The organism is Singulisphaera sp. GP187 (genome assembly GCF_900129635.1).
Taxonomy (GTDB): Bacteria; Planctomycetota; Planctomycetia; order Isosphaerales; family Isosphaeraceae; genus Singulisphaera.
The window spans coordinates 6,144,442-6,170,547 of sequence record NZ_FSRB01000001.1 but is presented as its reverse complement, the minus strand read 5'-3'; the positions used below and the strand labels follow the sequence as shown (position 1 = coordinate 6,170,547).

Annotated in this window: 10 protein-coding genes and 1 tRNA gene; 8 read left to right on the top strand and 3 right to left on the bottom strand. The window is 65.9% G+C overall.

Annotated elements, in window-relative coordinates; translation table 11 throughout:
- Window positions 1-481 precede the first annotated feature (481 nt).
- Both BUS42_RS24190 and BUS42_RS24185 read left to right on the top strand, forming a co-directional pair.
- Complete coding sequence (locus tag BUS42_RS24190) at window positions 482-1,786, top strand: sensor domain-containing diguanylate cyclase (protein WP_074310407.1); 1,305 nt, start codon at window positions 482-484, stop codon at window positions 1,784-1,786.
- Between the two features lie 596 nt (window positions 1,787-2,382).
- A complete protein-coding gene (locus tag BUS42_RS24185) occupies window positions 2,383-2,619 on the top strand; it encodes a hypothetical protein (RefSeq protein WP_254053709.1) in 237 nt (78 codons plus the stop codon).
- A gap of 474 nt (window positions 2,620-3,093) precedes the next feature.
- On the opposite strand, the gene BUS42_RS24180 is transcribed toward BUS42_RS24185, so the two are convergent.
- Window positions 3,094-3,182 (bottom strand) — tRNA-Ser (locus tag BUS42_RS24180).
- A gap of 454 nt (window positions 3,183-3,636) precedes the next feature.
- Here BUS42_RS24180 and BUS42_RS24175 point away from each other — a divergent pair.
- Both BUS42_RS24175 and BUS42_RS24170 read left to right on the top strand, forming a co-directional pair.
- Window positions 3,637-4,248, top strand: a complete 612-nt coding sequence (locus BUS42_RS24175; protein WP_074310405.1) for an RNA polymerase sigma factor — start codon at window positions 3,637-3,639, stop codon at window positions 4,246-4,248.
- Window positions 4,248-7,979 carry a serine/threonine-protein kinase gene (locus BUS42_RS24170; RefSeq protein ID WP_074310403.1) on the top strand — a complete coding sequence of 1,244 codons (3,732 nt, stop codon included), beginning with the start codon at window positions 4,248-4,250 and terminating at the stop codon, window positions 7,977-7,979. Before BUS42_RS24175 ends, BUS42_RS24170 begins: the two co-directional genes overlap by 1 nt.
- Before the next feature lie 99 nt (window positions 7,980-8,078).
- On the opposite strand, the gene BUS42_RS24165 is transcribed toward BUS42_RS24170, so the two are convergent.
- A complete protein-coding gene (locus tag BUS42_RS24165; RefSeq protein WP_254053708.1) occupies window positions 8,079-9,632 on the bottom strand; it encodes a hypothetical protein in 1,554 nt (517 codons plus the stop codon).
- 503 nt (window positions 9,633-10,135) lie between these two features.
- Here BUS42_RS24165 and BUS42_RS24160 point away from each other — a divergent pair.
- The 3 genes from BUS42_RS24160 (at window position 10,136) to BUS42_RS24150 (ending at window position 20,807) form a co-directional block, all read left to right on the top strand.
- Complete coding sequence (locus tag BUS42_RS24160; protein ID WP_074310399.1) at window positions 10,136-18,394, top strand: MG2 domain-containing protein; 8,259 nt, start codon at window positions 10,136-10,138, stop codon at window positions 18,392-18,394.
- 352 nt (window positions 18,395-18,746) lie between these two features.
- Window positions 18,747-20,219 carry an RNA polymerase sigma factor gene (locus BUS42_RS24155; protein WP_074310397.1) on the top strand — a complete coding sequence of 491 codons (1,473 nt, stop codon included), beginning with the start codon at window positions 18,747-18,749 and terminating at the stop codon, window positions 20,217-20,219.
- A gap of 114 nt (window positions 20,220-20,333) precedes the next feature.
- Complete coding sequence (locus tag BUS42_RS24150) at window positions 20,334-20,807, top strand: NIPSNAP family protein (RefSeq protein ID WP_074310395.1); 474 nt, start codon at window positions 20,334-20,336, stop codon at window positions 20,805-20,807.
- Between the two features lie 81 nt (window positions 20,808-20,888).
- Here the strand turns inward: BUS42_RS24150 and BUS42_RS24145 are convergent, their stop codons facing one another.
- Window positions 20,889-22,430, bottom strand: a complete 1,542-nt coding sequence (locus BUS42_RS24145; RefSeq protein ID WP_074310393.1) for an HD-GYP domain-containing protein — start codon at window positions 22,428-22,430, stop codon at window positions 20,889-20,891.
- Window positions 22,431-22,778: 348 nt separating this feature from the next.
- Here BUS42_RS24145 and BUS42_RS24140 point away from each other — a divergent pair, with 348 nt between their 5' ends.
- Complete coding sequence (locus BUS42_RS24140) at window positions 22,779-26,024, top strand: serine/threonine-protein kinase (RefSeq protein WP_074310391.1); 3,246 nt, start codon at window positions 22,779-22,781, stop codon at window positions 26,022-26,024.
- Window positions 26,025-26,106 lie beyond the last annotated feature (82 nt).

Below are 26,106 nucleotides of genomic sequence, written 5' to 3'. Positions count from 1 at the left end.
CACTTCGAATTCCGCTTGGCAAGCTCTTGCCTTCGCTTGATCTCACGCGTATGGTCTTGTCTTACCCGCCGAGCTGGCACTATACACACGAACACAGCCCCAGGATCAATCCTTCACCCAACGACGGTCGACGGCATCCCAGGCAGAATTCGCACTCATAAATAGGCGAGCGACGCGTGTCGGGTCCGGTCGCGGTTTCGGCGAAAACGAACGCGAGTCGGCCTAAAACGAAACAAGGATCGCCTTATTTACCACAAGAACAACCACGACTGTTCGATTTACCACAGGGGTATTGATATTCTATGCGTCTTGAAATAACGTCACTCTCAGACGCCTGATGCCCTTCGTGGGTCCGATGATGAAAGTCGGGATGTGGGGGCAATCGACGGTCGCGGACCGCCGCTCAGGCTCTGCCGATTGCGGCTAATACCCACGCGTTCTCAATGTGAGTCGATGTTGACTCAGAAAGAACGGCCAAGCGATGAAGCGACACGGCGAAGCACGGTGGCACGAGTCAGAATGGCACGGCAACCCTTGCGTTGTGCTTCCGGATGTGGCGGTGATGCGCAGCAATCTACCTATCGGCCAGGGACGGGGCGAGTTCAAGCTTATGGAGCGGGAGGCGGGGGCGTCAGAAACGGGGAGTGAGCTTGGCGACGACATCGCCACGCTTTCGAGGATCCTGGCCGTCCAGACGGAGATCGGCAAGGTGGGGCTCGATATCGACGAGGTCATGGCGTTGGCCGCGGAACGCTCCCAGATGCTGACGAAGGCGAATGGGGCCATCGTGGAGTTGGCCGACGGTGAAGAATTGGTCTACCGCGCGGGCAGCGGGGCGGCGGCCGGCCATGTCGGGACGAGGATCTCGGCGGCCGCCTGCTTGTCGGGCCTCTGCCTTCGGACCGGCGAGGTGCTCCGCTCCGATGAGACGCGGACGGACCCGCGCGTGAACCAGGAACTGTGCCGGCAGGTCGGGCTCCGCTCGATGATCGTCGTGCCCTTGGTTTACGGGGGCCGAACGTTCGGCATCCTCAAAGTCTTCTCGCCGCGGCCCAGGCGGTTTGGCGACCGCGAAGTCCGCACCCTCCAACTCCTGGCCGGACTCGTCGGCGCGGCGATGGGACACGCGGCCGAGCACCAAGCCAGGCTGGTCTTGCTCGACGAACGGACCAGGGCCGTCGAGGCACTGCGACGGAGCGAGGAGCGGCTCACGCAACAACTCGGCCTGACTCGCCAGCTCAATCGTCGACTGGAGCGGGCCAATACCCAGCTCGCCGAGATCGCCAGGACCGACGTGCTGACCGGCTTGCGGAACCGACGTCACTTCGACGAGGCCCTCGATGGCGGCTGCTCGCTCATGGCACGACGCGGCGAGCCGGTCTCGGTCGTCTTGGTGGACGTTGACGAGTTCAAGCGGCACAACGACACCCACGGACACCAGGCAGGGGACGAGGCGCTCCGGACCGTCGCCGCAGCGTTGCAAGGCTGCGCCCGACGCCATGACACGGTGGCCCGGTTCGGAGGCGAGGAGTTTGCGCTCATCCTGCTCGGGGCCGACGAATCGGCCGCGGCCACGCTCGCCGAACGGCTTCGTCTGGCCGTCGAGGCGGGCCCTTGGACGGAGAGCCCGGTAACGGCCAGTTTCGGGGTTGCCACCGCTTGGCCCGGCTGCATCACCCCCCTGGAACTCGTCAAAAAGGCCGACGAGGCACTCTACCTCTCGAAACGGCGCGGACGGAATCGAGTGACCTGTCACGAGCATTCCGGCTCGGAAATCGGGGTCTAAACCGACAGACATCGACATCCCTTGCATGGCGAGCACGCCCCGAACGGGCCGGCAGGACCAAACCCATCCAGGCCGGATTTGCTCCGCCCCAGGCGGCCCTCAGCCCTGGCGAGGTCGATCCGCTGACTACCCTGGTGGCAACCGCCCTCGTTCTCGAGCCACCGCCCGATCGCACGGCAACCGTCAGTCGCTCTTACAGCGCCTGGACCTGTCCCCCCCTTGCCGCGCGAGCCATCCAGCCCACAGAGGATTGGGCCGCGCATCAGGGCCACCCAGGCCCCTCCGAACCCTTGCTATTCCCCCGCCAGCGAGCCGAAACCGGCGAAGCCCACACGCCTCCGTTCCCCCCCCAATCCCACGCTTCCGATCAGGAAAAGAGCATTCTGAAGCGACTGCTCCGCGTCAGGGGCGAAGCGCACTTCATGCCGCCTTAATCGTTTTAACCCCTGTTCCTTTATCGAATTAGACCTCTTACCCACTTAGAATCCACCTCGTCTCTTCTCAATCCCTACAATTCCGATTGGCTTCCTTGACATCAATTTGCGGGGCGCGTATACTCCCTGGTGTCTGATAGTGGTTACGAAAGGAGGCTGTTCGTGTTGACCCGCTTTGAGATGAACGGACGAATTGACGCCGACCCGACCGCGCGTACGCCGGAACTGATCCCGGGCGGGCAGGTTTGTCCGGCGGTCGTCGATCCGTTGAGCGAGCGGGCCTCATCGAACATCGCCTTGCTTTACGGCGGCGTCTTCTCGAGGCCGTCGATCGAGAGTGGAGCGGCCCCGCAGCGGGTCTGGTTCCCCTCCGCCACTCGCAAGGCGTTCGCACGATAAGCCAACCCAACCAGCCGGTGGTGATCCCCGATGCGATTCATCGGGGATCTCACCCCGCGAACGGTGCCTTGGTCGCTCCTGCGACGAAGCCGTTCCACGAACCAAGCGACCTGCTTCCGGTCGTCGGCCGGCCCCGATGCCTACGCCCTGTGGTTTCACTCCGACTTTCACTTCCCATCGCATCTCCCCACTCCGCACTCACAGCGCCCTGCTTTGGAGACGGCTTCGTCCCCAGAGCAGGGCGTCCCGCATTCTTGCTTTCATTAATTCCAATACACTATTCCAAATAATCATATTTTCAACACATGACACACCAGAAGACTTCTGAGCAGTTGAACAGTATCTTCCTTAGAGTTGCGTGCGGGCTTGAGGTGCCTCGGGTTGGACTCAACCCGCGAACCAAGGAGCGAAACCCGCTGGCGTTCAGGCAAATAAAAAAGGGGTCGCCTCTTGGCGACCCCTTTGAAACTTGAACGGAGAGGGGGGGATTCGAACCCCCGAAGGGCTTTGACACCCTTAACGGTTTAGCAAACCGTCGCTTTCGACCACTCAGCCACCTCTCCAGCCAATTGAATGTCACCCCAGCAGTGAGTTGGGGACGACATTTGAGTTTCAGACCTTACCAAACGGAGGTAGCTGTCGTCAATCGGAAGATTCTGAGAGTTTCAAAATGGCGTCGGTTTTGGGGCATCCGCCGGCGCCGTCCCGAGCGTTCCCAGTTCGCCGCCAACCCCATTTCTGATGGGCATCACTCACTCGAGTTGAAATCCACGGGACGATCATGCCTTGCAGACGGATCCGGAGGGAGCGTCCCTCGCGGTTTCTCCGAGAATCCTCACGCCTCGCAGTGACGTTCCTGCACGCGTTTCGTGGGGCAGGGGGGCACCCTCGCCTTTGGTGATGCGGCGATGCGATTGCCAAGATGCGTCCCGGAAGGTTAGGTTAGGGGGCTGACGCGGGAGGAAACGCAGAGCCGCGGCGCCTTGTTCGCGGCCTCCACGAGGGAGCCAAGGGATCATGTCGGTCGGCGACCCGATCCGAAGCGAACGCGAAGAGGGCGACATCCCCGAGTTCCTGGCACGGATCCAGGCCGGGGATGAGTCAGCCGCCCGCGAACTCTTGACGCGGTACGAGGCCGAGGTCCGGCTCGTGGTCCGCAGGCAATTGCCGCGGCTGCTCCGGTCGCGGTTCGACTCGCTCGATTTCCTCCAGAGCGTCTGGGGAAGCTTCTTCCGGAGAGTGCGGACCGGTCCGGCTGAATTCGAAGATTCGCGACATCTTGTCGCGTTTCTGGCTCGCGCTGCGAAGAATAAGGTAATCGACGAGTACCGCCGCGCCGCCAGCCGGAAGCAGGACATGCACCGAGAAGAGCCGCTCTGGGTCGAGGGGAGTCGGCCCAAGGACCTCGCCTCTAATATCGATTCCCCCAGCGAAGTCGCCCAGGCTCGCGAGGTCTATAGTCGACTTCGTGATCTTGTCCCCGAAGACCGGCGCAACGTCGTCGAGCTCAAGGCCGAAGGACTCTCGAGCAAGGATATCGGCCAGCGACTTGGGATCAGCGAGCGGACCGTCCAGCGGGTCTTGGAGGACCTTCGACGGCGGGCGCAGTCGGAGTTGGAGGGGAGCTGATGAGCCTGTCCACCTCGGGCCGGACGTGGGAGGATGCCTCGTCCCCCGTCGCCGTCCGCGTGGCCAGGCGGTTCGAGGCCGCCTGGCGCCGCTCGAAAGGCCGGCGTCCCGAACCTGACGACTTCCTTCCTCCCGAGAGTCTCGATCGCCCCGGTGCCCGGCTCGCCCTGCTCCGAGCCGACATCGGCCTGCGCTGGGAGATCGGCGAGAAGGTCCACGTCGAGTGGTATCGCGACCGCTACCCCGACCTCGGGGACGAGACCCTGGTCGCTTTGATCTATGAGGAATTCTGCCTCCGCGAGGAAGAGCAGGACACACCCGACCCGGCCGAATATACGACCCGCTTTCCCGAGGTTGAGGCCCGGCTGCGACGCGTCTTCGACATCCACGGGCTGGTCGGTTCGGGACAGACGACCACCACGCATGCCCCCTCCTGCCCGGAGATCCCGTATCCCGAGGCCGGGCAGACAATCGCCGGCTTCCACCTCGTCGAGGAACTGGGCCGAGGCGCCTTCGCGCGGGTCTTCCTCGCCGAGGAACGGCAGCTCGCCGACCGGCCGGTGGCCTTGAAGGTCGCACGCTCGGGCTCGCGTGAGCCGCAGACCCTCGCCCGGCTTCAGCACACCCACATCGTCCCGGTACACTCGACGCGGACCGACCCGGCGACGGGCCTGCACTTGCTCTGCATGCCCTACTTCGGCCGGGTCACCTTGGCCACCCTCCTGGCCGACCCCGAAGTCAAGTCGGCGCGCACGGGGGCCGAGCTCGTCGAGGCGCTCGACCGGCTCGGCACCGAGAAGGCGCCTTCGGGTCGTTCGAACGGCCGAGTCGCCCTGGCGCGACGGTCGTATGCCCTGGCGATCGCCTGGTGGGGCGGGCGAATGGCCGAAGCCCTCGAACACGCACACGAACGCGGGGTCCTGCATCGCGACGTCAAGCCGTCGAACGTCCTGGTGACCGGCGACGGCATGCCGATGCTCCTGGACTTCAACCTCGCGCGCGAAACCGTGTCCGACGACCCCGACTCGGCGGCGAGCACGCTCGGCGGAACGCTCGACTACATGGCCCCCGAACATCTCGAGGCGCTGGCCGATGGCTTGGGCCGCCACGTCGACGCCCGGTCGGACATCTACGGCCTGGGCGTGCTCCTCTACGAGAGCCTGATGGGGGAGCGGCCATTCACGACGCCCAAGGGAGCGCGGTCGGCCGCCGAGCTGCTGCTCCTGGCGGCCGAAGAGCGGCGGGCCGGAACCCCGTCGCTCCGGAGCACCCACCCCGAGGTGCCCGCCGCGTTCGAAGCGGTCGTCCGCCGCTGTCTCGCCCCCGATCCGGACGACCGCTATGCCACGGCGGGTGAGCTGGCGGCCGACCTGCAGGCGGTTGCCGACGATCGCCCCCTGAAATACGCCCGCGAGCCGCTTCCCAGCCGTGCCGTGCGCTGGACCCGGCGCAATCGTCGGGCGCTCGCGATGGTCACGCCGATCCTCGTCGCCCTGGCGGTGGTGGTCGCGATCCTCCTCAAGGTGCAGAGCGACCGAGCGCACCGCGGCTTGGAGATCGAGCACTGGGTCAAGGAGGGCGAAGCCTCGGCCCGGGAGAAGGACTTCCGCACCGCGGCCACAAAGTTCGAGACCGCGAGGCGATTGGCCGAGGGCCGCCCTTACTTCGTCTCCCTGTTCAAAAAAGCGCGGGAAGGCGCCGTGCTCGCCCAGCAAACCGGCGATATCCGCGAGAACGCCGACAAACTCTTCCGTGAAGCCGAACCGTTGCGGTTCCGACTGACCCTCTTCCTCGGCGACCTGGAGGTGGCGTCCCAACGGCTCCAGGCAACCCTCAAGCCGTTCTACGTCCTCAAGAATCCGGACTATACGACGCTCGCCGACCTCGAGCTCCTCGACAAGAACCGACGGGATCGCTTGCACAACGAGGTCAACGACCTCCTCTTCCTGTGGGTCACGGCCCTGGCCCGCGACGGTTCGGGCGACCGGAACCGGCTGCGGGAAGCCACGGCGCTCTGCGATAAGGTGCTCGGGTTCGCCTCGCCCAACTCTCCCTGGCCCAAAGGTCCCTGGAAGGCGCTGCGCAGGATCCTGACCGAGCGGCTCGGAGAGCCGGTGAGACCCGGAGATCAGGACGCCACCGCCTCCACCGCAGATTCGCCGCTGACCTGCTTTCAGTGGGGCTATATCCATGAGCTCGAAGGTCGGCGCAGTCAGGCACTCGACTGGTTCCGCCGGGCCGCCTGGAACGAAGAAAACAACTACTGGTATCACTATTACTTGGCCTATCTCGCGGGCCTGTCCGGGTTCTCCGAAGAGGCCCTGAGACATTACGGCTCGGCCGTGTCACTTAAAGAAGACTCTCCCTGGGCGCGGCTCGGTAGGGGCCAGCACCACCGCGAACAAGGGGCCTTGGCGATGGCCTTGACCGACCTGAAGAAGGCGGAAACGCTCTTCGAGACGCTTCAGCGGGAGCGCAAAGAACACGAGGAGGGGCTCGAGCTCCGACTGACCCATCTGGCCCTCGGGTTCGTCCTCCAGCGTAAGGGCGACCTGACCGGCGCGCGGGCCGAGTACGATCGGCTGATCGCCGCCAACCCCGATGACAATCCGGGACGCGCCGCGCGGTTGAATCGGGCGACCCTCGACGCCGCCGACGGAGCCGTCACGAAGGCTCGGGCCAGCTACGACTCGCTCGTCGCATCGGACCCGGACGACCGTTCCGCGCGGCGAGGCCGCGCCCTTTTGGCGCTCCGGGCGGGAGAGGCTGGCGCGGCCGAGGCCGATTTTTCGGACCTGGTGCGGCGCCCCCAAGGGCGCAACGATCAGGATCTCGCCAATCGGGCCCTGACCCGGCTGCTCCTCGGTCGCCCTGAAGAAGCCGAGGCCGACGCCAGGGAGGCGAACCGGCTCAACCCGTCGCCAGGACACACGCGACTCTGGACGCGGACCTTGCTGGCGCTCGGCCGCGTGGAGGAATTGCCGATCGACCGCCCGGACGAATTGGCAAGGCTCCCCTTGGGAGGGTCGGCACTCAGGGCCGACTTGCGGAAGGGGGCGGACCGGCTCGCGTTGGTCGCGGCCGGAAGCGGAACCGCAGCGCTCAAGGCGAGTCTCACCCGCGCTTTGCTCCTGGCCGCGGTGCGCGATCCGGCCGCCGAACGGGAGGCGAATCACGCCATCGCGCTGGCCCCGCTGTCACCGCAGGTCTATCTGGTCCGGGGCCGAGTCCGCCGCTGGCTGGGCGTGCCCCGAGGGGCCGTGAGCGACGCCGACCACGGGCTCGAGCTCGATCGAGACGACGTTCGATTGCTGGAATTACGAGGCAGGGCGCGGATCGAAGCCGGCAGCCCTCGCGCGGGTCTGGCCGATCTCGATCGGGCGATTCAGCTTGGCGCCGGCCAGTCGCCGCGGGGCGCCAGGGCCGAAGCACTGCTCGCCCTGGGCGATCCCCGTGGGGCACTCCGCGCGTGGACGGACGCCCTGAATGATGACCCCGAGGATCCTCACGCTTACTTCGGCCGGGCGAAAGCCTACCTCCAACTCCGGCAGCCGGACCTCGCCCTGACCGAACTCGAGCAAGCCTCCGGCTGGGCGGGCGACCAACCCGGCCTCAACCTTGCACTCACCCTCACCTCGGTCCGCTGTCTCCCCGGACGCCCCAACCAAACCCCTCGCGTCCTGGCACTCGTCAGGCGTGCCTGGACGACGAATTCATTCGCTCGCCCGTAAGGCGAGCGGGGAGAGTCGGCTCCCTGTCTTCGTGGTATGAATTCACCCGCCCCCAAGGCGAGTGGTGAGCGTCGACGAGCCAAACCCGCAGTGTCTCGCCTATTGGCCTTTGAAAGCCCGGCGGATCATGCGGAGCCGAAGCAACGGCCGTGTCGGGGCGTGGAACTGGAGCGAAGCGACGAGGTCGGGGAGCACCAGGCCGATGCCCAAGGCGAACGCAAGGGTCAGGCCGGGCACAACCGACGACCGATGGGATCGTTTCGAGGCGCGCCCCGATGACTCGGTCGGGGTACGGGAAGAGGACGCGGAGGCAGTCGGTTCGGCCGAGAGTGAGCTGGCCTGAACCTGGGTCACGACGGGCCCCGTAGCAACGGCGGCTTCCACCGACTCGGCCCCACCCTGGGCGGCCTTGGGATCGGAATCGGTCCGAACGGAGACAGCCGAACCGGCGATGAGTGCCGTCGCCAGCAGGGGAAGTCCACCTGGGCCTCGCAGCGTAATGACCGGGGCGGGTTCGGGCTCGGCGGCCGGGACAACCTGGCGAGGATTGAAGTCAACGTCTTCGAGGGCCCGATCCGGATCGAACTCGGCCAGGTCGGCCCGCGCCGGCTCATGCCGATTAACCGCGGGAACCGAATCGGGCGCGGCAAGTGCACCGCCCAAGGGGGCAGTGGATCGCACCGGCAGCGGCCCGACGGGCACCGGAAGGGAGATCGTCCCGGCCCCTCCCTCGCCAATCGGGCCCTTCGGAACGGAGGGTGTGGGGCCGTATGGCAGCGGCAGATCGGCATAGTATTCAGGGCCGCCAGGACTGGTATCCTTACCTGGACCAGGAGGAGTCGGCGGATTCGGAGTGGATGGCGGCCCCAGCGTGGACGGTGGGATCGTGATCGCGTTCGAAGGAGGATACGATGCGTAGGGGCTCACCTCTTGGGGCACAGTCGAACCAGGCGTACCGCACGGTGCAGCATACGAGGGTCGCCAGACGCGAGTGATTTCCAAGAGATAAGGGAAGGAATTGTCGGCTTGCCCACTCAGGCGATCCATCCCCGCGGGCAGACCAATCTTCAAGAACACCGACGAAGCCGTCCAGGAGCGCACGGTGATCGTGAACTCAATGACCTGAGTGGTCGGGCTCGTTGAGTACTTTACGAGTCCGTTGTGGTTCGCGTCGAGAACCTGCAGATCCTCGGCGACCGGTTGATTGTCCAAGGTCGACTTGAGCGAGAATCCGAACTCAGTGTACCCTTGCGCAGCATGCAACTCGAGCAAGTCCGGGCCCGATCCCAGGTTGGGATTCCCGTTCACTTGCACGTACATGGCATTCGGCACGAGATGAGCCGTGGACCAGTCGTCTGACGCGGCGATTGGGAACTGCAAGGTCACCATCGAGCTCAGCGCAACCACGCCTGAGTCATCGGACCTCGACATGTCCTGCATGATGAGGCCGTAGCCGTCGGAGATGTCAACGTAGCCCCAGGACGTCCTCGACTCTGCTTCGCCGCCAGCCGTCGTCGAGAGCAGCCAGCGCGGTTCGAGCGATTCGACCCGGAAGCGAGCGCGATGCCGGCGCGGCCGGGTTCGCGCGGACCGCATGTCCGGTTTCCCCTTCCAACGCTGTAGCCAGCTCAGTCCTTGGAACGCGGCAAGCATCCGTGGCACCGTGGGGCGATCAGTCGTCAGGCGTCCATGACACCGAAACGGGGAATTGGCCCGCCCCAATCTAGGGAGCATCCACCTCTCCGTCGTAGACCTTAACGAAAGTCGCTGTCGGATCCCGACAGGAAAATCTTGATTTTCGGCCACAAACAACCAAGAAATCGCCGGAACCTCCTCCCCAAAAATACCTTAAGCACAAAATTAGTATCGCGAAATTCGGGTCTCGATCGCCGAGGGCGTCGCGGTCGGATCTTTCTTTTCGAGTGAAAGACGTCTAAGGATATGGGGACGAGGACGTCTAACCAATGCATGGGGGGAGTGGTGTTCCGACTGGCTTCGTGCGCCCGGGCACCCCCTCTTCGGTCCGTGAAAGATTCAAAATGAGGGCGAGGAACGGAGTTTCCTCGAAGGACGTCCAAAGCAAAGAGGCGTCGCACCCATCAACGTCGTGGCTGTCCCCACTTCAGATCAAAAGTTCGACACTGGAGATCCCTGCCGTGACACCTCGCAACGGCCAAGGCCTCGTCTGGCTCGGTAGAGTCCTCGTGGCGTTATTCGTTCTGGAGGCGGGCGTCCGCGCCGCCGACCCGCCGGGGGCGAAGACCACAACGACCCGGCCGATCAACCCGCGCGCGGCGGTGGAACCGGCCGCCCCCGTCTTGCCCGCGGAACTTGTCGCGGCGATGCAGGAAGGGCGGTTCGCCGATGCCGGGACCACCCTCACGGCGCTCGCCGAGAAGGCGACAACCGACGAGGAACGGGCTTACTATGCCCTGATCCGGGGCGTGGCCGAGCGGCTCGGGGGCCAGGGTGAGACCGCTCGCCGGGTCCTGGCCGCCGCGCTCGAGGCCGCGCCTCAGGGGCCGTGGGCCGCCAAGCTTCGCGCCGAACTGGCCGCCGCCGAGCTCGCCGCGGGCCACCCCGACGCCGCGGAAGCCCTGGCGCGCGCCGAGGCCGAGTCGCTGCTCGCCGGCGCCCGTAAAGACCGGCTCGCCGAGGTCTACCACGCCTTCGCCCGCGCGCTGTTGAAGCCCAGCGACCCGGTCACGCCGGCCGACCCCAACGGCGCTTACGACTTGCTCGTGCAAGCGCGCGGGTTGGCCAAGGGAGAGGCGCTCCACGCCAGCTTGCTGCTCAGCATGGCCCGAGCCAGCCAGGCCGCGGGGAACCATCCGCGGGCGATCCAGGACTTGCAGCTCTATTTGAAAGAGTCTCCCAAGGGGCCGGACCGCGCGGAGGCGCGCTACCGCCTGGGCGAAGCCCAACGGAACACAGGCCAGGCCCTCGCCGCGCGCCTGACCTGGGCCGATCTCGCTCGCGAGCTCGCCGCCTCGGGCAAACCACTCTCCAAAGGGGACGACGAGTATCGCGCTCGCGCCCTCTACGGGGTGGCCCTGACTCACGGCGTGCCCAATCCCCCCAATGACGCGAGCCTGAACCTGGGAGTCGCCGCACTCAAGCGATTCCTGGCCGAGTACCCGGCCAACCCGTTGGCCGTGGGGGCCGCCTACCAGGTCGGCGCCTCCTACCTGGCCCGAGGCAAGGGGCAAGAAGCGCTCGAAGCGCTCAAGGCCTTCCTCAACGAAGAGGGCTTTCGCGCCGAAACCGACGAGGCGAAACGCGACCTGGCCCGGCTCCTGATGACCGCGACCTACCAGGTCGGCCAGGTCTTGCAGGGGCAGGAGAAGTTCGACGAGGCGATCGCGGCCTGGCGGGGCTACCTCGCCAAGTTCCCGGACGGTCCCCAGTCGGCCGACGCCCAGCGTGCCATTCTCGACACCCAGCTCCTGACGGCCGCCGAACACCTCCGCCACGGCCGATACGCCGAGGCCCGCGCCGCCTGGCGCGCGTTCGCCACCGTCAACCCGCTCGATGCCCGCGTGCCCCAGCTCCTCTATGAGATTGGGGAAAGCTCGGTCGCGGAAAAGCAGTACGACGACGCCATCGCCGCCTGGGCGCCGCTCCTGAGCAAGTTCCCCGCCAGCGAGCCCGCCGCTCATGCCCAGTTCCGGATCGCCACGATCTTCGAGGACGAGAAAGGGGACCCCGAAGCCGCGATCGAACGCTACAAGAAGGTCGTTGTGGAACCATGGCGGGCGCGGGCGCTCGAACGGATCGGCGTGATGGAGGCCAAGGCGCTCACGATCGTCACCCCCCGTGCGTTCCGCTCCGGCGAACGGGCGAAGCTGAAGGTCAGCACGCGGAACCTGGAGTCGCTCACCTTCACCGCCTACAAGCTCGACGCCGAAGCCTACTTCCGGAAGAAGCACGTCCTCGGCGGAGTCGAGTCGCTCGACATCAGCCTCGTCCAGCCCGACGCCGAATGGACGCTCACGGTCCCCGGCTACGCCAAATACAAGCCGATCGAAAAAGAGTTCGAGCTCGAGAAAGTCAAGATCCCCGGCATCTACGTGGTCAAGGTGACCGACGAGAAGTCGCTGCAAGCGACGACGCTCGTCATCGGTAGCGACCTCGAGGCGATCGTCAAAACGTCGAATGAGCAAGTGCTTGTTTTCGCGCAAGATGTGCCGACGGGCAAGGGGCGGGCCGGTGCGCGGGTGATCATCGCCGACGGTGAGGAAGTGATCCTCGAGGCGAAGACGGGGGCCGACGGCGTGCTCCTGAAGACCTGGGACAAGCCGCGACAGCCCGGCAGCCAGCTCCATTACCTGGTTCTGGACGGCCCGAGTGCGGCCGGCTCGGGCCTGGGGGTGCCGGAGAAGGTGGCGCAAGGGCTGACGGCTCGCGCCTATCTCTACACCGACCGGCCGGCGTACCGGCCGGGCCAGCAGGTGGCAATTCGAGGGGTGGTCCGTGAGGTGGTGAACGGCCAGTATGCCGACACGCCGGGCGCCGAGTACCGCCTGGAGGTTTCGGACAGCCGGGGCCGGCGGATCGTGGCCCGGCCGGTCAAGCTTTCCGCGTTTGGCACGTTCCATGAATCGCTTCCGCTCGACAGCGGAGCCCCCGTCGGAACGTATCAGGTCCGGGTCTATCAGCCAGGGGCCAGCGACTTCTCCGGTCAGTTCGAGGTGCAGGCGTACCGGCTCGAGAAACTCGACCTCGCCTTCGACCTCAAGAAATCGGTCTACTTCCGGGGTGAGACCATCAAGGGCGACGTCGTGGCCCGCTATCAGTACGGCGCACCGGCCGCGGGCCGACCGATCGCCGTGCAGTTCCCCGACGGCCGCGTGGTCCGGGGCCTGACCAACGCCGAAGGCAAGTACCCCGTGGAATTCACCACCGAGGGATTCGCCGAAGAGCAGGCGCTCCAACTCATGGCCCAGTTGCCCGAGGACGGCGTCGGGGCGGTGGAGCGGGTGTTGCTCGTGGTCCGTGCCTTTTCGATCGACGTGAAGACGGCACGCGACGTCTACCTCGATGGCGAGTCGTTCCCGCTCACCACGACCACGAGCGACGCGCAAGGGAAGCCGACGGGTGAAACCTTGAGCATTGCCGTGCTCAAGCGAGTGACCCTGGCCGGGCGAGTCACCGAGCGCGAAGTCCTCCGCAAGGAACTCAAAACCGATCCCGCAACCGGGCACGGGGAGACCACGCTCAAGGTCGACGACGACCAGGGCGGGGCCTTCATCGTCCGGGTCGCTGGCGTGGACCGGTTCGGCAACCCGGTCGTCACCGATCGGGCGCTGACGATCTCGGGGAAGAAGGACGAGACCAAGCTCCGGATCCTGGCCGACCGCCAGACGTTCAAGGTGGGTGAGGAGGCCACGGTCAACCTCCACAGCCGGGGCCGAGCCGGAACGGCGCTCTTGGCCTGGGAGGCCGACCGGATCCTGAGCTACAAGCTCGTTTCGCTCGTGGACGGCGACAATGCCGTCGCCTGGGCGATCGACGGCGCCCAGTTCCCCAACTTCACGCTGACCGCCGCGCGGATGTCCGGTACGCACTTCGACGAGGCCCGCCTCGACGTCCGCGTCGAGCGCGACCTGCGGGTCAAAATTCAGCCGACCAAGCCGGCCGTCGGGCCGGGCGAGAGTGTCGAGGTCGAGGTCACGACCGAGGATCAGCTCGGACGGCCGGTCGCGGCCGAGGTCGCCCTGGCCCTGGTCGATGAGTCGCTCCTCCGCCTCTACAACGACAACCGGCCGCCCATCGGCCAATTCTTCTACAATCAAACGCGCACCGGCGCATTCACAACCGTCTCCACCAACACTTTTAAATACACGCCCGCGACGACCCCCGTCTCCGAGGCTGTGGTGGAGGAGGCCGAGCGGGACGCCGCCCTCCTGGCCAACGAGGCCGCGAAGGTCAAGGTGCTTCAAGACGCCCAGAAACAGGCGATCGCCCCGGCCCCCGCGGCGGCACCTCGCGGCTCGGCCCTCTCGATTCCCAATTCCGTGGATGGCATCACCACCTTCAACGGCGCTCCTGCTACTGCCGGGATGGGCGGCATGGGGGGCGGCATGGGGGGCATGGGAGGCAAGTTGGGGATGCCGGCGGGAATGATGCCTGGCATAACGAGTGCCGAGAAGGAGGCGGGCGCGGTCGATTTCTTTACGGCCTCTGACTTTGCGGCCCCTGGCCTGGACTCAAAAAGCGAGTCGTTTGGACGTGCCGTCGACCTGCCAGAAGGGGGGCTTCCCAGTGGCCGTTACGCCAACGTCCTCGGTGAGGATCGTGTTGAACGCGACTTCGAGCAGACCACGCCAACCCTCGCCAAGCGAATGAGCCGGGGCAGAAACCCCGTCCAGGTCCGTCAGCAGTTCGTCGAGACCGCCTACTGGAACCCGAGCGTCGTCACCGACAAGCAGGGCAAGGTCAAGATCACGTTCCCCGCTCCGATGGCGCTTTCGCGCTATCGCTTCTCGGCTCGCGGCGTCTCCGCCGGGGACACCCTGGTCGGGCAGACGACCGCGGACCTGGCCGTCCGCAAAGACTTCTTCGTCGACCTGAAGTCCCCCGCGACTCTGACCCAGGGGGACAAGCCCCGGTTCCTGGCCCGACTGCATCACGTCGGAGCTGTCGGTACGGTCAACCTCAAGCTGGGCATCTACGCCGGAGGCAAGGACGAGGTCTTTCCCAAGACCATCGAGGTCAAAGCCGACGGCGTTGACGAAGTCCTCTTCGAGCCGTTCGAGGTCCCCGACGGTGAAAACGTCCGCCTGACCCTTTCCGCAACGCTGGGCGCGAGCAAGGACGAGCTCGTGGTCGAGGTGCCGATCCGGCCTTGGGGCGTGCAGTCGTTCGCCTCGGCCTCGGGCACCGCCAGCGACGGCGCCACGGTCTTCGTCGGCCTACCGGCGGGCCGGGCCTATGAAGGGTCCGAGATGCTCGTCGTGCTCTCGCCCACGCTCCGGCGGATGCTCATCGAGCTCGCCCTGGGGCAGGATGCCTACCCGCTGGGCGCACGGATCAACACGTGCATCTTCCCGCCTCCTCCGTCGACGACGGCCGACCGCGCGGGCGAATTGTTGGCGGCGACCCAGGCACTCAGCTACCTGAAAACGATCCGCGCGACCGAGGCTCCCGAGGCGGAGCGGCTGACGTCGCGGATCCGTGGTCTCGTGGCCGAGCTGATCGCCGCGCAAGGCGAAGACGGCGGCTGGCCCTGGGTGGGCGGACCGATCATCGCCGGCAAGCCCGCCAACCCGAGCGACCGCGCCACCTCGTCTCGCGTCGTCTGGGCCCTGGCGACGGCCGAGCCCCACGGCCTCCTGACCGACCCCGGCGCGGTCTCCAAGGCCGCCGTCTACCTGACGATGGAGCTGGCCAAGCTCGGCGCGACCGACCACGAGACGCGTGCCCTGCTGCTCCATGCCCTGAGCACGCGCAAGGCCACGACGTTCGAGCAGGCCAATGCGTTGCACCGGCTGCGCCAGGGCCTTTCCGACGCCGCCCTGGGCTACCTGGCCCTCACGTTCGTGAACCTCGACCGGGCGACGATCGCGGGCGAGGTCCTCGACATGCTTGGCCCTCGCGCCAAGTCGGAGCCGACCGAGCCGGGCCATCCGCGTCGTCGCTTCTGGACCGGCGACAGCCGCCTGCCGTTCAACAAAGGGCCGGTCGAAGCCACCGCGCTGGCGGCCCTCGCATTCGCGCAAGCGAGGCCCCAGGACCCGGTGATCGCCGAGGCGACCGACTGGCTGCTGGCTCATCGCCAGGGGACCGGCTGGCAGCCCCGCAAGGCCCAAGGGCCGGCCCTGGCCGCCTTGACCGCCTTCTACGGCCGAGCCCAGGGCGCGGAGGATCGTTATCAACTGATCGTGACGGTCAACGAGACCGAGGTGTCGCGGCTCGACGTCGTCGGCCCCACCGAGGGGAAGGCGATCCTGGTCCCGCGTGACGCCCTCAAGCCAGGGGCCAAGAACCGGATCCGGTTCGACGTCGAAGGCCGCGGGACGTTCGGCTACGCCGTCACCCTGACCGGCTTCGCCCGCGACCTCGCCCCCGACCAGGACCGCACGGGCCGGACCGCGGTCATCAACCAGCGCGTCTACCTGCCCGCCCCGCCGGAGCTCGACGGCAAGGCGCTTCCGATGGGCTTCGGGGTCGCGGTCGACGCCTCCCCGTTCGAGAACAAGGCGAGCCAGGTCGCGGTCGGCGGCAAGGCACGAGTCCGGATCGACGCGTTCCGCAACCTCAAAGGAGCGGTCCCCGAGTGGGAACGTGACTTCCTGATCGTCGAGGAACATCTGCCGGCCGGCACCACCCTGATCGACGGGTCGGTGCAGTCGCAGGCCGGCTCGTACACCCTGGCCGATGACATCCTGACCTTCTACTTCGCCCCCAACCAGTGGCCGGGGGCCATTCAGTACGACGTCTACGGCTACCTGCCGGGGCGCTATCGTGCCTTGCCCGCCTCGATCCGAAGCGCCTACGAGCCGGGGCGTTCGCACCTCGGGCCGGCCGGCGACCTCAAGGTTCTGGCGCCTGGGGAGGCGAATACCGACGCCTACAAGCCCACGCCCGACGAGCTCTTCGCCCGCGGCAAAACCCAGTTCGACGCCGGCCGCCTGGCCGAGGCCGCCGATCCGCTCGGTCAACTCTTCGCCGGCTATACCTTGCGGGACGACATCGCCAAGGACGCCGCCCGGATGCTGCTCTTGATCCACATCCGCGAGTACGACGCCCGCAAGGTCGTGCAGTACTTCGAGGTCGTCAAGGAGAAAGCGCCCGACCTAGTCATCAGCTTCGACGACTTGAAGGTCATCGGCCGGGCCTACCGCGATATCGGCGAGTTCGAGCGGGCCTATCTCGTCTGGCGCGGAGTGGCCGAGGCCAGCTACCTCGAAGACGCGCGCGTCGGCGAGGTCCTCCGCCAGCGCGGCAAGACCCTGGAAGGGGTCGCCTACCTGATCGCCCTCTGGCGGGAGTATCCCGACTCGGCATCGATTGATGCCGACTTCTTCGGACTTTCCCAGGTCCTGGCCCAGCTCGCCGGCAAAGCCGTGACCGACCCCACCTTACGGCGGGAGTTGGCCGACGCTGGGGTCACCCGCTCGGAGCTGCTGCTGCAGGCGATCCGCCTGATCCAGGCTTCGCTGGCACGGACCCCGAAGAGCCCACTCGCCGACGAGGCGAGCCTCGCCCTCGTGGGCGCCTTCCTGGAGTTGGGTGATGACGAAGCGGTCGTCAAGCTCTCCGCGCGGTTCGCCAAGCTCTATCCCAAGAGCACGTTCCTCGACAGCTTCCAGTACAGCGAGGCGCTCGGCGACTTCCACCTGGGCCGGTACGACCGGGCCATCGCGGTGGCGGAAGCGATTGCCAAGGCAACCTACAAGGATGCCGACGGGGTCGAGCAGCCCAGCCCGAACAAGTGGCAGGCGACTTATATTCTCGGGCAGATCTACGACGCGCGACGGCAGCCGGGCAAGGCTCTCGAGTATTACCGGCAAGTCGCCGAGCGGTTCACCGACGCCGCCGGGGCGGTCCGGTCGTTCACGCGCAAGGACCTCAAGCTGGCCGAGGTCACGGTCGTCCGACCCGTCGCCCCTCCCGCGGTCGCCGGCGACCGGCCTGGGCTCCGCTCCGTCACCCCCACCGAGGCCAAAGACGCGAAGGGGACTAAGCCGGGGTTCACGCTCGACTATCGCAACGTGGCCGAGGCCGAGGTGAAGGTTTACCCGGTCGACCTGATGCGTCTCTATCTCACCAGGCGCAACCTCGACGAGATCGCCGGCATCGACCTCGCCGGGATCACGCCGCTGCTCGAGACCAAGGTCACCCTCGGCAAGGGGGAGGACTATGAAAACCGCACCAAGACGATCGAGCTCCCGTTGGAGAAGGAAGGGGCTTATCTGATCATGGTTCGTGGGGATGAGCTCTACGCCTCGGGGATCGTCCTGGTGACCCCGTTGGAAGTCGAGGTGCTCGAGGAGCCGGAGGCCGGCCGGGTGCGCGTGACGGTCCGCGACGCACGGACGAAAGACTTCGTGCCCAAAGTCCTGGTGAAGGTCATCGGCGGGGAGAACGAGGAGTTCGCCTCGGGCGAGACCGACCTCCGCGGCGTCTACGTCGCCGAGGCGCTCCGCGGCTCGGTCACCGCCGTGGCGCGACGAGGCACCGCGCAATACGCCTTCTACCGCGGTACAACCCACGTCGGTGCTCCCCCCGCGCCACCGGCCGGTGCAAACGCGCCCGCCGCGGGTGCCAAACCAACCGAAGAGCCGTCGCAGTCGCTCGACGAGAATCTCAGGATTCAGAACAACTCGAACCAGATGCGGCAGATCGAACGGCTCCAAAATCGCTACAACCAAAATGAACCAGGAGGGGCCGCGGTGAAGGGATTCAAGTAAGCATCCTGCGGGAGTCACCAACGGGCCGGGCCGGTCTGGGGTGTGAGTCACACCTCAGGACGGCCCGGCCCGTTTCGATTCCGTAAGCTCGAAAAAAACACCGACCCGATCCAGCGCGAGGAAGCCTCTGGCGACTCGTTTCCACGCTCCCTCGTGGGAACGAAGGGGATTTCCTCGCTCTCTGGCGGGTCGTTGAAAAAAAAAGTTGGAACGAACCCGCGGCCCCGTGCATGGTGAAGAGAGAAGCCTGTGGTGTCGTGCCCTCTTGTACGGTGGGCACGGCCCACCGGTTTTCACCCTCAAGGCGTAAAGCATGGTGGGCCGGGCTCATCCGACAATTGAGGAGGGGGTCATGGCTAAGAGCGAGTCACCCGCCGTTCTCCGCGACGTCCAGACGCTCTTCAGCCTGGGGACCATCCACGGACTGACCGACGCGCAACTGCTCGATCGGTTTCGGTCGGGGCCCGACCCAGGTTCGGCGGAGACGGCGTTCGCCGGCCTGGTGGCGCGGCACGGCTCGATGGTGATGGGAGTCTGTCGACGTGCGTTGAACGACCCCCACGACGTCGCCGACGCGTTCCAGGCGACGTTCCTGATCCTGGTCCGCAAGGCGGAATCGGTCGAGGCCCGAGATTCGCTCGGCCGCTGGCTTTACGGAGTCAGCCGCCGCGTGGCGCTCAGGGCGAAGCGGACCGCCGTACGGCGATCGGCTCGTGAGAGCGACGGCGTCGAGTCGCTGGCCGTGTTGGCTCCCCAAACGCAGGAGCACGACCTCCCCGCCATCCTCGACGAGGAGATCGGCCGCTTGCCGGAGAAATACCGAGCCGCAGTGATCCTCTGCGACTTGCAGGGCCTGGGCCAGGAGGAAGCCGCACGCCAGTTGGGCTGTGCGACGGGTACGGTCAAGAGTCGGCTGAGCCGTGGTCGTGAGAAATTGCGATCGCGGTTGATCCGCCGAGGCGTCGCGCCCGCCGTGGTGGTTGGGGCGTGGTGCGGTGATTCCATCGCGACCGCGGTGCCGGCCGCGATCGCCGAGGCCACAGCCAAGGCCGCGATCCGGTTCGCGGCAGGTCAAGCAGGGGCCGCCGGGGTGGTCTCTGCCAGTGTCATCAAGCTAACCCAAGGAGTGCTCAAAACCATGTTATTCACAAATATACGCATTTTATTTACAACAACAACGGCAATCGCCGCTCTGGCGACGGGTGCGGGCGTGCTGGCGCGGCAAGCCACGGCCCCTGAACCACAGGGTGCGCAGTCCGCCGATCGAGAAGGAGCGAAGGTACAGGAAGCAAGAGACAAGCCTGAGACGGACAAGGCGGCACCGTCCGTCAAAGAAGACTCGAACGGGAATGACGAGGAACGAAACGACCGCATTGATGCGCTTCAACTCGATATCGAACTCCTGTCAAGCGAGCTTACGGGCATAAAAAACAGCCTTTCCCAACGAGCATCGGCCATTCGATCTTTTGACGGCGGTCTCGGAGGCGGTAGATTTGGCGGTCGAGGTGGGGCCGGTGAAGACGACCCAGCAAGAGTACGATTGCGTGAGATGGACAAGCAACAACGCGAGAGCAGCTTGAAGCTCCGCGAAACCTACCTCGAGAAAAGCAAGGAACTCAGGCAGAAGCAACGCGAATTGGCGAAGCTTTTGAGTCGTCCGCAATCCACTGTCTCGACGCCACCATTCGTGCAACCCGGTTCCGTCGCGAGTCGGCCATCCTCCCCCGTCGAGGCGAAGGACGCACCGGCCCTCGAGCAACGGATCAACGCGATCGAACGCAAGCTTGACGAGGTCATGACTCTGTTGAAGGAATTGAAACGCTGAAAGCCAGGAAGTCGCGGCCTGCACCAAGGGGCCAGCGGCCTCGGGCTTGAGTCAGGCCGACCGCCGGGCTATAACCGGACGATGCGTTTCCATTCCTCAACAGGGAGAGCCTCGATGATTCGTGCCTTGACGTTGGGTCTGTTGCTGGCCGCCACGGCCGCCTCGGGGTTCGCGGCCGAGCCGAAGGCAGAGAAAGACAAGACCGTGAAGGGGGCGACGGAGGAGGAGTGCGATTGCTGCGACACGGGGCCGGCCAAGGTCTTCGAACTCCGGACGTATTACACCAACGAGGGCAAGCTCAATACCCTCAACGCCCGGTTCCGCGACCACACCAACCGCCTGTTCAAGAAGCACGGCATCACGATCGTCGGCTTCTGGACCCCGCAGGATAAGGAGAAGGGGAAGGAAGACACGCTCGTCTACCTGATCTCGTTCCCCAGCCGCGAGGCCGCCGCCGCGTCGTGGAAGGCATTCCAGGCCGACCCCGAGTGGCACAAGGCCCGCGACGAGAGCGAAAAGGCCGGCAAGATCATCAAGAAGGTGGAATCGATCTATCTCGACCCCACCGACTATAGCCCGATCAAGTAAAAGTACGCCGCGGTTGCCAATCCACGCGAAGCCCGGCTTCCTGCAGAAGGAGGCCGGGCCGCTTGCTTGATCGCGTCTGCATCAAGGACGGCCGAGGGTGTCGTTGACGACCACTTTCAGGCTCTCGCCGAGTCCCTTCTGGCGGATGTGCTCGACATCGGCGCGACAGGCATAGAGGGCGTCGATCACGTTGGGGTCCCACTGAACGCCCGACCCTTTTTTGAGGATCTCGTCGATCTGCATCGGGGTCAGCCGCTTGCGATAGGGGCGGGTGCTCGACATGGCGTCGAACGAGTCGGCCACGGCAAGGATCCGCGCTTCCAGCGGGATCGCGTCACCGGCGAGGCGTGAGGGGTAGCCGTTGCCGTCGAGGCTCTCGTGGTGGTGCTTGATCCCCGGCAACAGGTGGAGCAGCTTCTTGAGGTCGGAGAGGATGTGGACCCCGATCTCGACGTGCGACTGGATGAGCCGGTATTCGTCGGGGGTGAGCGGTCCGGTCTTCTTGAGAACGCTGTCATCAATGCCGATCTTACCCACGTCGTGCAAGAGCCCCATCAGATAGAGGTCACTCCGCTGATTGGCGGTCATGCCGAGTTCCTCGGCCAGCCGCACCGCGATCCGCGCCACCCGCTCGGAGTGACCCGAGGTATACGGGTCCTTGGCGTCGATGGCCGAGGTCAAGGCGCGGATCACTCCGAAGAGAAGCTCTTTCAGGTCGGCATAGAGCCGTGCATTGGTTTGCTGGGTGGCGATCAATGAGGCGACGGGCTGGAGGATCTCCACCTCGGCCGCGGTGAACGGACGCCCGTCGAGCGGGTTGAGGGCCACCAGCCAGCCGGTCAGCCCCTGGCTGTCGGCGGCGACCGCGGCAAGCCTCCGGAGCGCGAGCGCGGGGAACCCGGACGGCTGATTGTCGACCTGGACCAGTTCGTTCTTGGATCGAGAGATCAGGCCGTGACAGTCGCTGGCACTCAAGCCGGCCACCTCGCCATTGAGCATCACGGGCTCGTGGTGCTGGCAGGGGACCCAGGCCACCGCCTCGACGCCCATCGCCCCGCGCAACGCACTGAGCGCCAGGTTCTGGAACCGCTCCGGCGGATCGGAGATCTTGAGCCGGCGGATCAAACGGGCGATCAGCTGACGTTCACCCCCCTCGGTGCGTGTGTTTCCTCCCGCGAGCGCCTTGGAAGCGACTTCGCCGCGGAGTTGGTCGGCCACGACCTGTCCCCAGGCCCGAAGCGCCTGCGGCGGGCAGACCGGCCCCCAGGAGACCGCGTCGTGTTGCGCGACCGAGGACGCGAAACCGGCCAACGCGATCAGGTCGCCCCCTTCGGACCGAGCCACCGGCAGGGCGAGCCAGAGCGGTTCGGATTCACGATCGGACTGCCAGACCACTGCGCGTCCTGGCCCGAAACCATTCGCCACCAGCGCGGCGATCAGGTCGCGATCGGGCCGCGGGAACCGCCCGGCATCGGCCCGCTCGAGCACGCACCAATCTCCCACGCCGGGATCGAGCAGGCCGATCGGAGCGCTAAACTCGTGGGCGAGCCGAGCCGCCAACTGGCGGAACTCGGTCGCGTCAAACGAGTCGTTGGTCCTGGTTCCGGTCATTGTCGCGGGCATTGAACGTGTCCCGTACATCCATGGCGTCTCGATCGAGTGGATGCCCGCCGATTCGCGCACCCCCCCTAAGAACCTAGATCATGACTTTCATCGCGGCGAATTCGCGCCATCCATTTGATCGCGAAGTGTGGTCTCGAACCGACACCCAGGGTCGGCGCGTCTCCGATTTGGACAAATCCTCCGTCTCAGTCTATAGCTAATTAGATAGGATGGATATCCTCAGGACAAGGTAGGTCGAGAAGCCAGTCGCTTCACGCAAACAACGCGATGCCAGCGTCACAACCGCCCGACCGCTTCGCCGCGATCCGTTCGACACCAGGAATTATCCGCCTCAAGGCAAGGGAAGCGATGAACATTCCCACCCCCAACTCGGATCGGTCGGACGAATCCAAGACCTCAAAGGGGTTCTCCCACGACTTGAACTTCCATGACGACTGGAACCCGTCCGATCCGACACCAGGGGAGGGGGCCGAGTACGATTCACTCCTTCGCGAGTTCACCGGGCCGTCGCCACTCGACCGCTCCTTCAACCGCAAGCCCGACCGCCTCTCGGCATTTCTCGGCGCTCGGTCCGCGACCGATGCCGCGCTCATCGGCGGCTTCACACTCAACGAAGGCATCGACGATTCGGACGGGCCGATCGAAGCCGACGCCGGACTGAAGGTCCCATCGCTCCCGCGGGAGGTCGCACGTCCGTTGGTGCTCCCCAAGCCGGGTGAGCACATGGGGGGCTTTCTGATCGTGGGGGAACTGGGCCGGGGGACGTTCGCACGGGTCTATCTCGCCAGACAGGAGAGCCTGGGCAACCGCCTCGTGGCCCTGAAGATCTCGCGGGCCGTGGGCGACGAACCGGAGATCCTGGCGCGGCTCCAGCACAGTCACATCGTCCCGATCCACTCGGTCCACGACGACCCGGAAACGGGCCTTCGAATGATGTGCATGCCCTACCTGGGCGGGGCCAATCTCGCGCAGGTGCTCGAGGCCGTCGAGACGAAGCGGACCGCCCAGGCGAACGGACGCAGCCTCGTGGATGCGCTCGACGCCGTCAGTCAGCGCATGCAGTCGACCTCGGGCCTGAGCCGATCGACCCGGGCGGTTCGATCGTTCCGCTCGTTCTCCTCACTCCCGGCGCAGGTTTCGCCCCACGCGGTCACGCGACTCGCGACCGAAGCGATCCCAGGGTCGGAACCGCCGCCGACCTCCTTCCTGACCGGCTCAATCACGACCGACTCGGGCCGGTCACTCGGCACGATCCAATCGCTCTGGACCCGGATCTCGGGTCGAAGCCGGCCGACGCTCGTCGAAGATTCGGCGCATGACGAACGCGAAATCGACCAACCGTCGCGGCAATTCCTCCGCGAGGCGAACCACATTCAGGCCGCGGTCTGGATCGTCGCCCGGCTGGCCGAAGGGCTCGATCATGCACATTCGAAGGGATTGCTCCACCGCGACCTGAAGCCGTCGAACATCTTGATCACGGACGACGGCACGCCGATGCTCCTCGACTTCAACCTCGCGGCCCTGCGCAGGCTGAGCAGCACCGAAGAGGGAGCCAAAACGACGACGCTCGGCGGTACGCTCGTGTTCATGGCTCCCGAGCATCTGGACGCCTTCCACCCCAACGGAGCCACCCCGCCCGAAGCGGTCGGCGTACCGGCGGACCTCTACGCCCTCACCTTGATCCTCTTCGAGATGATCGCGGGCGAAGTTCCCTTCCCCGAGCCGCCCAGTACACTCCCGCTCCATGAGATCATCCAGTTGATGATCGCCCAGCGCCGACGCGTTCCGTCGCTCCGTGTGGTCTGCCCGCAAGTGCCCTGGAGCCTCGACTCAATCGTCGCCAAGTCGCTCGATCCCGACCCGAGCCGGCGGCATGCCCGGGCACGCGACCTCGGCGAGGACCTCCGCCGCTTCCTCGACGACCTCCCGCTGAAATACGCGCCCGAGCCCAGCCTTCGCGAACGCGCCGCCAAGTGGATCCGCCGCCATCCGAGCACCACCAGCTCGACCTCGATCGCGTTGCTCGCCCTCGTCCTCCTCTGTGGGGCGGGCGGAATGATCTCGCTCCTCTCGAATAGCCTGCAAGGCGTCTCGGCCCGGCTCAAGTTCCGCACCTTCCAGTCGGAGTTCAGCGAATGCCAGCTTCGCTTGAACACCACCAGCGGGCCGATCGAGCACCTCGACAAAGGGATCACGATCGCGCAAAACGCCCTCGACCACGAAGGGGCAGGGCTCTGGGACGAGACCCGGCAAGGGAACTGGACCCGCTGGCTCACGTCCAACGAGCAAGCGCTGTTCCGCGAGCAGATCGTGGAGCTGATCCTGCTCGAAGCGAGGGCCAAAACCTACCTGGCGAACAAAGCAGGGTCCGAGGGCGATCAACGTCAAGCGCTCGAGTGGGCGGTCCAATGGCTCGACCGCGCCGAGCGGATCGATCCGCGTCCCACGCCGGCTCTGTACGGCGACCGCGCCCGCTACCTCGCCGCGCTCGGCCTGGCGGACCGGGCTCGCAAAGACCGCGCGAACGAAGCCCAAACCCCGCCGCGGACCAGTCGAGACTTCGCGCTGCTGGGCACGTCACTGCTGGTCAAGAGTGAGTGGGAGCGGGCCGAAGTCGCCTTGCTTCGCGCGGTCGAGTTGGACAAACGCCGGTTCTGGGCCTGGTTCGGCCTGGGCTATTGCCGCTTCAATCAAGGGCGATACCTCGAAGCCTCCGGCAACTTCGCCGTCTGCACCGCACTCGAGCCCGAGTTCGCCTGGCCCTACATGAACCAAGGTCTGGCATTGGCCTGCGCGGGGAGGCTCGGCGAGGCCCTGAACCTCTACAACCAGGCCCTGGAACATAACCCCCAATTCACCGAAGCGCTGGTCAACCGCGCGTTGACCCGGCTCGAGCTCAACGACCTGCCGAACGCGGAAGCCGACCTGAACCGGGCGATCTACCTGGGTCGCAAGGAGCCGAACGTCCTGGCGGCGTGGGGCGAAGTCCTCGCCCGACTCGGCCGTCGCGACGAGGCCGAGCAATTGTACGCTCGCCTGCTCAAGGCCGCCCCCGAGAACGAGGCCTTTCGGGTCGCGCGGGCAGTGCTCCGACTCAAGGCCGACCCCACGGGCAGCCGTGCAGACCTCGACCACGTCCTGGCACGCAACCCTCGTAACGCCCGCGCCCTTTACGTGATGGCCCGGCTCGTCGACGAGAACGACCGGCCCAAGGCGTTGGACTACGTCGACCAAGCCTTCAAAATTGACTCGAGCCTGGGTGACGCCCTCCAGCTTCGCGCCCTGCTCCGTGCGCGACTGGGCCACCCGAGCGCCCTCGAAGACGTCACTCTCCTGGTCCAGGCGCCCACGGCCAACCACCTCTACAACGGAGCCTGCGCCCTGGCGATTCTCTCCGAGACCACCGCCGATCCCCGGCTCACCGACCGCGCGCTCGCCCTCCTGGGCCGCGCGCTCGAAGCCGGTTTCTCCCCCACCAGGGCCGCCGCCGACCCGGACCTGAAACCCCTTCACACGCTCCCGGGTTTCCAGGCCCTGATCCCCAACAAAGCCCAAGATGCTCACGCCCCCCAGAACGGCGAGCGGGGAGCGTGAGCTCTCTGTATGCTGGTCCACATTCTCGTGAAATGCATTCGCAACAAACAGGAACCTACGCTCGCCTTGATTGGCGAGCGCA